Source organism: Agreia sp. Leaf283, assembly GCF_001422485.1.
GTDB lineage: Bacteria > Actinomycetota > Actinomycetes > Actinomycetales > Microbacteriaceae > Agreia.
In genome coordinates, this window is the sequence record NZ_LMNF01000001.1 from 559,434 (window position 1) to 572,193 (window position 12,760).

Consider the following 12,760-nt stretch of genomic DNA (forward strand, 5'->3'; position numbering starts at 1 on the left):
CGATGCGCTCCCGGTCGCTTTGTTCGGGCGCCCGCATTAGGTTGTGGTCATGAGCGCGGAACTGACGCTGGGCGCAGAAGAAGAGCTTCACCTCATCGACCTCGATTCCTGGCGGCTGTCGGCCTCGGCGCCGCAGCTGCTCAAGCAGCTGCCGGGCGGCAGCTATGCCGCCGAGCTTCAGCGCACCACCGTCGAGACGAACACCGAGGTCACCGAGACCCTCGCCGGACTGCGAGCCGAGCTCGTGCGGTTGAGGCGAGGCGTGATGGATGTCGCCGGTCCGCTGGGCGTCGGAATCGCCGCCGTCGGCACCGCGCCCCGCTCGGAGATCTCCGACTTCGAGCTCACCTCGTCGCAGCGCTTCGGGGCGATGCAGGAGAAGTACCGGCTGCTCGTGGACGAGCAGCTGATCTGCGGTTTCCAGGTGCACGTGGGAGTCTCCGACCGCGATCTCGCCATCCAGCTCGCGCAGCGTGTGGCCGAGCATCTGCCTGTTCTGCTGGCCCTCTCGGCGAGCTCGCCGTTCTGGAACGGACACGACACCGGCTATGCGAGCGTGCGCAGCCTGGTCTGGCAGCGCTGGCCGAGCGCGGGGGCGACCGGGCCGCTCGAATCAGCCGCCGAGTACGACGAGCTCATCGCCGACCTGATCGGCACCGGGGTGATCGCCGACGACGGCATGGCCTACTTCGACATTCGGCCGTCGGCCCACGCGCCCACCCTCGAACTGCGCGTGTGCGACGCGCTGCCCCTCGTCGACGACGCGGTGCTCATCGCCGGACTGTTCAGGGCTGCCGTGCGCGCCGCCGAGATCGACATCGAGAACGGCGTTCCCCTGCAGCCTCGGCGAGCACCCGTGCAGCGAGCCGCGCTCTGGCAGGCAGCGCGCACAGGGCTCTCAGCCGAACTGCTCAGCGCGGGGGCGCGACCGCATCCCATCGAAGCGGCGGAGGCCGTCCGCAGCCTGGTCGAGAGCCTCCGTCCCGCGCTCGACGAGTTCGGCGACTACGACGAGGTGCGGTCCCTGGCGGAGGACACCCTCGCCCGAGGCAACTCGTCGCACAGGCAACGCGCCACGTTCGCACGCACACAGCAGCTCGACGACGTCGTGAGACTCGTGGTCGCCGAGACCCAATCGATCGGAGAACGCTCATGACGACGAACCCGCGCCGCGCAATCGGCTTCACCACCGAGCTCGTCGCGGGCGCCGTGGCCCTCCGCAGCTGGACTGTCGCCCTGCAGACCACGCCCACGGAGTTCTATCCGCGCTTCGGCCCTCTGCCCGCGGTCGTGGGAGTCGTGGACCAGCCCGACACGTGGGACGTCGTCGGCTACACGCGCACACTCCGGCTCTCCGACGGCAGCACCGTCGTCGAGACGATCACGCACAGCGAGCCGGGCGCGTTCTTCGCCTACGACCTGAACGAGTTCACCGGCGTGCTCGGCCGACTCGTGAGCGGAGGGCGCGCGGAGTGGACCTTCACCCCGGCGGGTCCCGGTGGCTCCGACGCCTCGGGCGGCCCCGGCGGCTCGAGCCCGCACTCCGAGTCGGCGACCACGAACATCCGCTGGCAGTACCGCTTCTTTCCGCTACCCGGCCGGGCGTTCGTCGTGCGCGCCATCGTCGGGCTGTTCTGGGCGCCTTACATGGGCCGGGTGCTCGGTTCGATCGTCGAGACGATCGAGGCTCGGGGAAGCCGGCCTCACGACTGAGCCGTGCCGCCGCTCGTGCGCGGGATCGCGTCGAGCAAGGCGCGGGTGTATGCATTCTCGGGGCGCGCGAAGATCTGATCGACGGTGCCGTTCTCGACGACCTTCCCCCGCTGCAGAACCGTCACCGTGTCTGCGAGCTGCCTGACCAGGGCCAGGTCGTGCGACACGAGCAGGTACGACAGGCCGTGCTCTCGTTGGAGGCGCGAGAGTAGCTCGAGGATGCCCGCCTGCACACTCACGTCGAGGGCCGACGTCGGCTCGTCGAGCACCACAACATCCGGCCGCACGATGAGGGCCCGGGCTATGGCGACGCGCTGGCGCTGACCGCCCGAGAGCTGGCCGGGTCGGCGTGAGAGAACGGATGCCGGCAGCCCGACCTCCTCGATCGTCTGCTCGACGAGACGGGCGCGTTCGGCCCGTTCGCCGACGCGGAAGCGGTCGAGAGGTTCCCGCACGATCCGGCTCACCCGCCAGGTGGGATCGAGCGACGTGAACGGGTTCTGGTAGACGAGTTGCAGGTGGCGCCGCAGACCGCGCAGCCCCGCCGACGTCTGCCCGTGCACCGGCGTGCCCGCCACCTCGATCCGTCCGGCATCCGGCTGTTCGAGGCCCAGCAGAAGGCGCACCGCGGTGGTCTTGCCCGACCCCGATTCGCCGACGAGCGCGTGGGTCGTTCCCCTCGCGAGCGTGAACGAGACGCCGTCGAGCGCGGTCACGTCGACGTCGCCCGAACGGAACCGCTTGGTGACGGCGTCGACCTCGACCGCGGGCGGCGCGACGGCTGGGGCGATGGCCGGGGTGGCACCGGATGCCGCGCCGCGCTGGATGCGGTACCGGTCGGGGTTCAGGGCGGGCACGTCGGCGTGGAGCTGCCGCGCGTACTCAGACGTCGGGGTCGAGAAGACCTGGCTCGACGAACCGCTCTCCTCGACGATCCCGTTCTTCAGCACCACGATCGAGTCCGCCCGTTCGGCCGCGACCGCGAGGTCGTGCGTGATGAGCAGCAGGCTGATGCCCAGGTCTCGACGCAGCTCGGAGAGCAGGTCGAGGATGAGCTTCTGGATCGTCACGTCGAGCGCCGAGGTGGGCTCGTCCGCGACGATGAGCGCCGGCCTCGGCAGCACGGTCAGTCCGATGAGAACGCGCTGCAGCATGCCGCCGGAAAGCTGATGCGGGTACGAGGCGTAGACCCTCTCGGGGTCGGGAAGGCCGACCCGCTCGAAAACCGACAGGATGTCTCGGCGCCGGACCCGCGCATCCGATTCGCCCGCGAGCGCGGCGGCCTCGTGGGCCTGCGAGCCGATGGTGCGCACGGGGTTCAGGGCCGACGACGGGTCCTGCGGAACGTAGCCCAGAAGGCGACCGCGCAGGGGCCTGAACTGCCGCTCGGGCAGGCCGAACAGCTCGCGGCCGTCGAGGCTCACGCTTCCGCTCACGGCGCTGTCGACCGTCGGGAGCAGGCGCAGGATGCTCTTCGCCACCGTCGACTTGCCCGAGCCGGACTCGCCGATCAGCGCCAGGCTCGTGCCGCGCTCGAGGGTGAAACCCACATCGCGCACGACGGTGGTGTCGCCATAGGAGACCGACAAGCCTTCGACGCTGAGCAGGGGCTGCGCGTCAGACGGACCGGAACGAACGGGTGGCACGACCTCGGCAAGCGCCGGCCGCGTGGTGTCGATCGATACGGTCATTGTGTTCTCCTCAACCAGGTGCTGATGCGGTTCACAGACAGCACGGTGATCACGATCACCAGCGCGGGCGCGTAGATGAGCCACGGTGCGGTCGCGTACGACTTGCCCGAGGCCACGAGCAGGCCCCAATCGGATGCCGGTGGCGGGTCCCCATAGCCGAGGAACGCCAGTGAGGCGATCACCAGGATCGAGGTGCCGAACTGCAGCACGGCCAGCGCGACCACCGACGTGTAGGTATTGGGGAGCACATGGCCGAGCAGCGCGTGGAGCCGGTTGCCACCCTGCAGATAGGAGGCCTCGACGAAGACCGACCCGCGCGCCCGCAGCACCTCGGCACGCATCAGCCGGGCGAAGATCGCGATGGCGGAGACCCCGGTCGCGATCGCCGCGTTGATCGTCTGGAAGCCGAGCGAACTCACGATGACGACCGCCAGGAGGAAGCTCGGGATGGCGAGCAGCACGTCGACGACCCGGCCGAGCACGACGTCGACCGCGCCGCGAAGGAACCCGCTCGCCAGGCCGATGATGCTTCCGACGACGAGTCCGATCGACACGGCCACCAGTGCGCTCGTCACCGACGACGCCGTTCCGTACACCACCCGCGCGAACACGTCCCGTCCGAGGTGATCGGTTCCGAACCAGTGCGCACCGCTCGGCGCCGTCAGCTTCTCGGCCGTGTCTCCGACCGTCGGGTCGTACGAGGTGAACAGCCAGGGCACCAACGACCACAGCAGCACGACGACGATGACGACCGCGGCGGCGGCCACCGTCGGCGGCACACGAACGGCCGAGCGCCCAGCGGCGCGGATGCGCTCCGTCGGTGTCACGAGTCCTGTCAGGCTGGTCATGCGGACACCTCGAGCTCGCGTTCGGGCGTCGCGTCTCGTTCGGGCGCTGCCTTTCGCCGGGGCCTCGCGTCGAGCCGCGGATCCAGCAGCGGCGACGCGAGGTCGGCGAGCAGGTTCACCGTCACGAAGACGACGGCGGCCAGCGACACCACGGCCTGGAGCACCGGCACGTCCTGGCTGGTGACGGCCTTCTGCACGACCGTGCCGAGACCGTCGCGACCGAAGATCGTCTCGGTGATGACGGCTCCTCCGAGCAGTTCGCCCACGATGAGTGCGATCATCGCGACCGCGGGAAGCATCGACGGCTTGACCAGGTGCCGCGCGAACAGACGAGCCTGGCTCAGCCCGCGTGAGCGTGCGACGAGGGCGTACTCCTGCCGCGACTCGTGGTCGAGATTGGCGATGAGCACCTCCGCGAGCGGCGCCGATACAGGGATGGCGAGGGTCAGGGCGGCGAACAGGGTCGCCGCCGCGCTGTCGGGATCGATGGTGGTGAACACGTGCAGCCGGAACGCGAAGATCTCGATCAGAATGAGGCCGACGACGAAGTTGGGAACCGACAGGAAGAGCGACGGCACCGATCGCAGCACCCCGCGAGCCCATCGACTCGGCAGGTACTGCACGCCGTACGCGATGACCACGGCGATCACCACCGAGAGCAGCAGCGCGGTGCCGGCCAGCGTCAGCGTCGAGGGCAGCGCATCGCCCAGCAGCTGCGACACGGGCAGATTCGACTGCAGTGAGAACCCCAGGTCGCCCGTCACGAAACGCCCGAGCGACAGGATCAGCTGAATGACGACGGGCTTGTCGAGTCCGTAGTGCGCGACGACCTGCTGGATCTCGTCGTCGGTGAGGCCGTTCTGCGGATCGCGGAGCATGTTCGTGATGGGATCCCCGGGCAGCACGCTGATGACCAGGAACGTTCCGACGTAGGCCAACAGGATGACGATCAGGGCCTGCGCGGCTCGCAGCAGCGCGTATCGCCCGTACGACCTGCTCACGGCGCGATCCAGGCGGTCGCGAAGTTGGCGTACGCAAGGCCGTTGAAGGTCACACCCTTCACCTTCGGCGACAGCAGGTAGAGGCGCTGTACGAGCTGCACGGTCGGAATGGAATAGCCCTGCTCGAGCACGTACTGCTGCAGCTCGTCGACGAGCACCGTTCGGGAGTCGCGATCCGAGGCCGTGGCGATTCCGTTCGCCAGGTCGTTCAGCTTCTGGTCGCTCGTTCCCGTCTTGAACCAGTCCTCGCCCTTGTTCTGGCTCGTGAGGATTCCCGCGACGGTGCCCACGTCGACGAAGCTTCGCGACGTCTGGAACAGGGGCGGATGCGCGGCGAGGACCGCCGCGTAGCCCGACACGTCGACGACGTTCAGGTTCACCTTGATGCCGATGCGCTTCAGCTGTTGCGCGATGAGTTCGTCCTCGGCCTGGGTCGAGGGAACGTAGGGATTGGGGGTCACCGTGAACTCGAGCGTCGTGCCGTCTTTCGACCGGTATCCGTCGGAGCCGAGCACCCACCCCGCCTCGTCGAGCAGGTTCTCCGACTTGTCGGGGTCGTACGAAAGCAGCTCGCTGTAGTCGCCGGCCTCGGGAACGTTGCCCTGAAGGAATGACGTGGCCACGTCCCACTTGTCGGTGTACACGGTGTCGACGATGTCCTGGCGATCGATGCCGTGCTGGATGGCCTGTCGGACGGCGAGTTCGTTCGTGGGGGCGACACTGGTGTCGACCTGGAACCCGTCGGTGAACCCCAGGTAGCGAGGGGTGTCGACGACGAAGCCCTGGTCGGTGAGCGACTCGATCTCCTGCGGTTCGACGTTGTACGCCACGTCGGCCTGCCCCGACGCCACGGTCGAGGTGCGCACCGAGGTGTCCTTGATCACCTTGTAGGTGATGGTGTCGAGATACGCTGCGCCGGTGTGGCCGATCGCCTCGGGCCCCCAGTCGTAGTCGGGCCGCTTCTCGAGCACGTAGCTGTCGCCTTGCGTGAACGACTTCACGGTGAACGGCCCGCTGCCGACCTGCTTCGCGAGATCGGCCTGGTCGTCGATCGACAGGGCCAGGGTCGCGGGCGACAGCAGGATCGTGCCGTGATAGGCCAGCGTCGGGATGAAGCTCAGCGCCGGCGAGGTGAAGTAGACATGCACCGTCGAGCTGTCTGTCGCCTCTGCCCGGTCGAAGTTGCCCGAGGGGAAGAGACCCACCTTGCTGATGCCCCGGTCGGGGTCGCCCTTGGCCCAGACGTTGATGTTGTCGACGACCGCGGCCGCATCGAGCGGGCTGCCGTCGGAGAAGGTGACGCCCTCCTTGAGGTGCAGAACGAATTCGGTCGCCCCGTTCAGCTCCTCCCAGCTGGTCGCGATCCACGGGCTGAGGGTTCCCTGCTCGTCGACGTAGATCAGCTTGTCGGTGATCTCACCCCAGAGGTTGCCCTCATAGCTCGAGATCGAGGTCTTGCTCGATACCCAGCCCGCGTCGTAGCCCTGGATGAGGAAGGTCAGGTCGCCGCCCTCGACCGGAGCGGAGTCGGAGGACGACGGCGCGGAGGCGGTGCCCGCGGCGCACGCTGCGAGCAGTGCTGTCGTCGCGGCGGCGGCCACGACGGCGCTGGCGGCCCGCCGTATTCTCTTCGAGATGGTCATGGTGTTCTCTTTCTGATGGAGAGGTGCAAGGGGATGACGGCCTAGATGGCCTTGCCGGGATTGAGCAGGTGCTGCGGATCGAGCGCGGTCGCGATGGCACGCTGCGCATCGATCGACCGTTGGGACAGTTCGAGGGCGGCCCACTCGCGCTTGAGCGTGCCGATGCCGTGCTCGCCCGAGACGGTTCCGCCGAGCGCCAGCGCGATTCGAACGAGCTCCGTGGCCGCGTCGGCGAGGGAGGTCGGAACGACCGCCGGGTCGTCGCCCGGTGCGATCTCCTGGGTGATCAGCGGGTGGAGATTCCCGTCACCCGCGTGGGCGACGGCCGAGATCTCGACGCCGAACCGGGCCTCGAGGGCGGCGAAGGAACGATAGACCGCCGGAAGCGCCGACTTGGGAACCGCGATGTCCTCGCCGATGAACCTGCGCGACCCTGGCAGGCCCCGACCGTGCCGGCGCAGCTCCCAGAGCGCCGCCGCAGCCTCGTCCGATTCCACCGTGACGCGCGCGCCGACCCTGGTGAGAGCATCCTCGAGGTCTGCGGCCTGCTCGTCGATGCCGTAGCCGTCGAGCTCGATCAGGATGAGCGACTCGCCCCGTTCTCGGAGCCGGGTGCCCGAGTGCGCATCGATGCCCTCCAGGCTGACCCTGTCGAAGAACTCGACGATGGCCGGGCGCACGGGCGAGAGCGTGATCGCGCCCAGACCGTCGGCACCGGATGCCGTGCTGTCGAAGAACGCCGTGACCGTGCGACGGGCGACGGGAAGGGGACGCAGGCGAAGGGTGGCGCGCACCACGATGCCCAGCACGCCCTCCGACCCCACGAAGAGCGAGGTCAGGTCGAGCCCGGTGACTCCCTTGATAGAGCGGTGGCCGACGCTGATGAGGCTGCCGTCGGCGAGCACGACGTCGAGGGCGAGAACAGACTCGCGGGTCACCCCGTACTTGGCGCAGCGCAGTCCGCCGGCGTTCGTGGCGATGTTTCCGCCGATCGACGAGATCTCGAAGCTGGCCGGGTCGGGGGCGTAGAACAGGCCGAACTCGCGCAGATGCGCGTTGAGATCTCCGTTGATGACGCCCGGTTCGACGACCGCCACCTCGTCGAGTGGAGAGACCTCGACGATGCGGTTCAGCCGCTCGGTCGAGATGACGAGCTGGTCGACGGTCGCACTCGCGCCGCCGGCCAGCCCGGTTCCGGCACCCCGGGCGACGACGGTGACGCCGAGTTCGGATGCGAGCCGCACGAGGGTCTGCACCTCGTCGGCCGTCGCCGGGAAGGCCACGGCCGGACCCGGGCGGCCTTCGGGCACCGCATCGGGCCGCGGCGCGGTCGCGTAGTCGTACCGATAGGCCGCGGTGTCGGTGGATGCCGGCCGCACGTCGATCTGCGGGTGCCGGTTCTGCACGGCGCGCGTCAGGGCGCCCGCAGGGCTGATCGTCGCGGTCGTCTCGGCTGTTGTCATCGTGGATCGGTCCATTCCTCGTAAGGAGACCGATACTGATGGAGCCACGGCCGCCGCAGGGGCTCAGCGCGTAACTTTTGGACGCCGACGTAACACAACGTCAGGTACTTCCGGTCCGCCCGCCGGCTGGCTAAGATCCTTCGCCTGTCAGGGCAGCTCCCGCTACCGCCCTCGAGAACCGGCCATCCCGAAATCCGCGCGAAATGATGCGGCTATAGCGTAGGCACCGAGACGAAGGCGGGAGCCAGATGCGCGAACTCACGTACAGCTCGGTTGTGCAGCAGGCGGAGTGGGTCGCGTCGGGCGAGGTCAGCGCGCGGGAGCTCGTCGAGCACTCGCTCGAGGCCATCGATGCCCGCAATTCGTCGCTCAACGCCGTGGCCACGATCATGGCCGACGAGGCCCGGCTGAGCGCCGACGCCCTCGATGCGCAGCGTCGCAGCTCTTCCCCGCTCGGGCCGCTGCACGGCGTTCCCATGGTGATCAAAGAAGAGAACGACATCGCCGGCATCCCCACCCGCTACGGCAGCGCGGCCTACTCGACTCCCGCCCGCGCAGACAGCGAGGTGGTTCGCCGGCTCCGCGCGGCCGGCGCGGTCATCATCGGCACGACGCGCATGCCCGAGTTCGGAATCTGGCCTTTCACCGAGAGCGAAGCCTTCGGGATGACTCGCAATCCATGGGATCTCGACAGATCGCCGGCCGGATCGAGCGGCGGTACCGCGGCGGCCGTGGCAGCCGGCCTGGTGGCAGCCGGTATCGGCGGCGACGGCGGCGGATCCATTCGGCTGCCCGCCAGCTGGTGCGGTCTGTTCGGGCTCAAGGCGCAGCGCGGCCGCATGAGCCTCGCGCCGAACGGGGATCTGTGGCGATCGCTGGGCGTCATCGGGCCGATCACTCGCACGGTCGCCGACAGCGCGCTCATCCATGACGTCATTACCGGCACCACGGCGGTCGACCGATTCCACGCGGCGCCGCTGGCGGGGTCGATGTATGCGGCGGCGACGAGCGAGACCGTGCCATCCCTCCGAATCATGGTGTCGACGAAGAACCCCTCCGGCGGACCCTCGCCCGACGCCGAGACCACGGAGGCGCTCAAGCGAACCGCGGCTCTTCTGGCGACGCTCGGCCACGAGATCATCGAAGCCGACCCCGCCTACCCCAAGCTGAACGTGCCGTTCCAGCTTCAGCTGAGTGGCGGCATCGGAGACGAGGCGGCCCGCGCAGACGAGCCCCGACGGCTGGAGTCGCGGACGAGGACCATGCTGCGCATCGGTCGCCCGCTGCGTCGGCTCGGAGGCTGGGCCGAGCGAGCCGCCTCTCGGCTGGGCGAGCCGTTTCTCGATGAGCTGTTCGGCAGGGTCGATCTCCTGCTGACTCCCACCACACCCACGGCTGCCTGGCCGATCGGGCAGCTGCAGGGCGCCGGGGCGCTCGCGGCGATAAGACGCGCCACGCCTGTCAGCTCGTACACCTCGGTATGGAACGTCCTCGGCAATCCGGCCGCCGCCGTGCCCGCCGGGTTCGGTGCCGACGGAATGCCCCTCAGCGTGCAGGTGATCGGGCCGCCGAATGGCGAGCTGTCGGTGCTCGCCCTGAGCGCGCAGCTCGAACGCCACCAGCCGTGGGCCGGTACTCACCCGGCGACAGCCTGACCGTCGATCCCGCAAACGATGGCCACGGGTCGCTTTCTTGCTATCGTCCGATGCTCCGAATGATGCGCTCCACGTGGGCGCTGACCCACTCCGAATCGAACGGTCGAGTGCGAAGCAACCAGCGGTAGAAGATCGGGCCGACGAACAACTCCGCGACATCGCCCGACGCCGGCACCCCGGCCTCACTGAGGCGGGTGGAGATAGCGCTCAGCTGAGGCCCCAGCAGCAGCTCTCGGTACTGCGCGGCAAGAACGGCATCCGATTGCAGATCAGCTGTGAGGGCGCGCAGCAAAGCCTCCTCGAGTGGGTCCTTCAGTTCCCCGATCATTCCGGTAGCCAGTGCGAGGAGGTCGCTCGACAGGTCACCAGAGTTCGGCACGACCACGCGGCCGCTCTCATCGGCACTGCGCGCGAGGAGTGCATCGAACAAGACTGCCCCGGTCGACGGCCACGACCTGTAGACGGTTTGCTTGCTGACGCCGGCCCGCGCTGCGATCCCCTCCATCGTGAGCGGCCCTGCCCCGTTCGCGTCGAGAGCCAGCAAGAGCGCGGCAGCATGCACTTTCGCACGGGTTTGATCGCGGGCCATGAGCAGCAGCATACCGGAGCTAACGAGACGGAGCGTCCAGTTTGGAGGTAGGCTCGCCTCATGAGTTCACCGCAGACCTGGATGATTACCGGAGCCAACCGCGGCCTTGGCCGAGCACTCGTTCACGCCGCCCTGGACGCGGGGCATGCCGTCGTCGCAACCGTCAGAGGAGAGAGCGCCCTACCCGAACACGATCGCCTGACAGTGCTGCACCTCGACGTTCGGGATCGCTCGGCGGCGCAGGCCACGGTGTCGCACGCTGTCGACACGCTCGGAAGAATCGACGTACTCGTGAACAACGCCGGCTATGGCCTCATCGGCGCGATCGAAGAGGCGACCGAGGAGGACGCCCGCGCGATCATCGACACGAATCTGCTCGGCCCGCTCTGGCTGAGCCAAGCCGTCATCCCGGTCATGCGGCGCCAGGAATCCGGACATATCGTCCAGATTTCCAGCGTGGGCGCGGTCGGCACGATGCCGATGCTCGGACTCTACAACTCGACCAAGTGGGGATTGGAAGCGTTCAGTGAGGCGATGGCCGCGGAGGTCGCGCGATTCGGCATCCGCGTATCTCTGATCGAACCAGGGGCCCTCGACACGGATTGGGCGGGCGGCAGTATGCGGTTCAGTTCACCGTCAGACGCCTACGAGGCTCAGCGGATCGAGATGTTCGGGACGGCGGAGGTCCCTTGGCCGCCAGGGGGAGAGTCGTCCGGGGGGATGGCCCCACGGGATGCCGCGACGGCGATCCTCGATCGGGTGGCCGCGTCTGACGACCGCCGGCTTCGGGTACTCATCGGGGACGACGCGCCCATACAGGTTAGGCAAGCGCTCGATCTGCGCCAGCAGGACTACGCCCGCGATCCCCGCTACGCGGGCACCGGCCAATGACGAGCGGTGCTGATGGGCTACGGGGCAATCGCCGGCCCCTCCCCGCCGTCAGTTTGACAGCGTCTTTCGAACCGGCCCACGTTGGGGAAGCAGCCAGAGGAACACGGTGACCCCCGAACAGGGGCTTACAGGCAACTCCCAGAAAAATAACGTTTTGATAACTGGCGCTCCGTTACTCAACCGTTATATGGTTCAAGAGCGTTAGTTGTTTGCTGTGGCAGCTACCGCGGAATGTGATTGCGACGGGCTTTCGTCCGTTAACCGGCCCATTAGATAACCGGCACGCCGCGAACGCAATCGGCCAGACCCGGGGCGTGCTGGAATTGCTGAATGAGCACGAAACTCGAGCGAGCACGCGCCTTTGGCGCCATGCACGACCAGGCCTCCCCCCTCATCCTCCCGAACGCCTGGGACGTCGCGTCCGCCCGCGTCGTTCTCGCGTGCGGCGCTCGAGCGATCGCGACGACGAGCGCCGGTGTCGCGTGGTCGAGCGGACACCGCGACGGGAACGAGCTGAGTCGCGACGCCGCACTCGATGCCGTGAGGCGGATCGCGTCCTCTGTGACCGTGCCGATCTCGGCAGATGTCGAAGCCGGGTACGGAGAGACGTCGAGCGACGTGGCCGAGACCGTCAGCTCGTTCATCGACGTCGGCATCTCCGGCGTGAACATCGAGGACTCCCTCAGACCGATCGATGAACAGCAGCAGAGGATCGCCGCCGCCCGAACCGCAGCAGACGACGCGGGTATCCCGCTATTCATCAATGCCCGCATCGACACGCATCGGCTCGGCAACATCGGAGGCGATGACTGGTTCGAGGAGACGGTAACGCGTGCCACGTCGTACGCACGCTCCGGAGCGAGCGGAATCTTCGTAGTCGGCCCCCTGGCGGCAGACACGATCACGAGACTTGCCGACGCGACGACGCTGCCGCTCAACGTCGCCTACGGCCCCGGCACCCTGTCGATCAGCGAACTCTCGAGGGCAGGTGCACGTCGCATCAGCGCAGGATCCTCGATCGCCGAAGCCGCGTACAGCGTCGCGCAGCACTGGGCCTCCGCGATGTTCGAGACGCCGGACGCTCGCGTCTCATCACCCCCCACTCTCGGCTGGGCCGCACTCAACGGACTCGTCCGCGACTGATTCCCAGTCACCCCCGATCAGGGGCTCCCAGACACCTCCCAGCAAAATAACGTTTTGATAACTGGCGCTCCGTTACTCAACCGTTATATGGTTCAAGAGCGTTAGTTGTTTGCTGTGGCAGCT

General features: G+C 68.0%; 11 protein-coding genes. 5 read left to right on the top strand and 6 right to left on the bottom strand.

Annotated elements, in window-relative coordinates:
* The first annotated feature begins 49 nt into the window (after positions 1–49).
* Together ASF51_RS02515 and ASF51_RS02520 are read left to right on the top strand one after the other, a co-directional pair.
* Complete coding sequence (locus ASF51_RS02515; protein ID WP_055924723.1) at positions 50–1,156, top strand: glutamate--cysteine ligase; 1,107 nt, start codon at positions 50–52, stop codon at positions 1,154–1,156.
* Complete coding sequence (locus tag ASF51_RS02520) at positions 1,153–1,713, top strand: SRPBCC family protein (protein ID WP_055924726.1); 561 nt, start codon at positions 1,153–1,155, stop codon at positions 1,711–1,713. Before ASF51_RS02515 ends, ASF51_RS02520 begins: the two co-directional genes overlap by 4 nt.
* On the opposite strand, the gene ASF51_RS02525 is transcribed toward ASF51_RS02520, so the two are convergent.
* From ASF51_RS02525 to ASF51_RS02545, 5 genes are read right to left on the bottom strand one after another with little or no spacing between them, the layout of a single operon-like run.
* Entirely contained in the window at positions 1,704–3,404 is a 1,701-nt protein-coding gene (locus ASF51_RS02525; RefSeq protein WP_082479486.1) for an ABC transporter ATP-binding protein, read from the bottom strand. The genes ASF51_RS02520 and ASF51_RS02525 overlap by 10 nt on opposite strands.
* Entirely contained in the window at positions 3,401–4,252 is an 852-nt protein-coding gene (locus ASF51_RS02530; RefSeq protein ID WP_055924729.1) for an ABC transporter permease, read from the bottom strand. The genes ASF51_RS02525 and ASF51_RS02530 overlap by 4 nt, the downstream gene beginning before the upstream one ends.
* Positions 4,249–5,253 carry an ABC transporter permease gene (locus ASF51_RS02535; protein ID WP_055924733.1) on the bottom strand — a complete coding sequence of 335 codons (1,005 nt, stop codon included), beginning with the start codon at positions 5,251–5,253 and terminating at the stop codon, positions 4,249–4,251. Before ASF51_RS02535 ends, ASF51_RS02530 begins: the two co-directional genes overlap by 4 nt.
* On the bottom strand, positions 5,250–6,896 hold the full coding sequence (locus ASF51_RS02540; protein WP_055924736.1) for an ABC transporter substrate-binding protein: 1,647 nt from the start codon (positions 6,894–6,896) through the stop codon (positions 5,250–5,252). The genes ASF51_RS02535 and ASF51_RS02540 overlap by 4 nt, the downstream gene beginning before the upstream one ends.
* 41 nt (positions 6,897–6,937) lie before the next feature.
* Positions 6,938–8,359, bottom strand: coding sequence for an FAD-binding oxidoreductase (locus ASF51_RS02545; protein WP_055927757.1), 1,422 nt, complete (start codon positions 8,357–8,359; stop codon positions 6,938–6,940).
* Positions 8,360–8,607: 248 nt separating this feature from the next.
* On the opposite strand from ASF51_RS02545, the gene ASF51_RS02550 reads away from it, so the two are divergent.
* Positions 8,608–10,014: an amidase gene (locus ASF51_RS02550; protein ID WP_055924740.1), complete on the top strand. Its 1,407-nt coding sequence runs from the start codon at positions 8,608–8,610 to the stop codon at positions 10,012–10,014.
* Positions 10,015–10,054: 40 nt separating this feature from the next.
* On the opposite strand, the gene ASF51_RS02555 is transcribed toward ASF51_RS02550, so the two are convergent.
* Positions 10,055–10,615: a TetR/AcrR family transcriptional regulator gene (locus ASF51_RS02555; protein WP_235497106.1), complete on the bottom strand. Its 561-nt coding sequence runs from the start codon at positions 10,613–10,615 to the stop codon at positions 10,055–10,057.
* A gap of 48 nt (positions 10,616–10,663) precedes the next feature.
* Between ASF51_RS02555 and ASF51_RS02560 the strand changes: the two genes are divergently transcribed.
* Complete coding sequence (locus ASF51_RS02560) at positions 10,664–11,494, top strand: SDR family NAD(P)-dependent oxidoreductase (RefSeq protein WP_235497107.1); 831 nt, start codon at positions 10,664–10,666, stop codon at positions 11,492–11,494.
* 330 nt (positions 11,495–11,824) lie between these two features.
* Positions 11,825–12,637 carry an isocitrate lyase/phosphoenolpyruvate mutase family protein gene (locus tag ASF51_RS02565; RefSeq protein ID WP_055924743.1) on the top strand — a complete coding sequence of 271 codons (813 nt, stop codon included), beginning with the start codon at positions 11,825–11,827 and terminating at the stop codon, positions 12,635–12,637.
* The last annotated feature ends 123 nt before the right edge of the window (positions 12,638–12,760 follow it).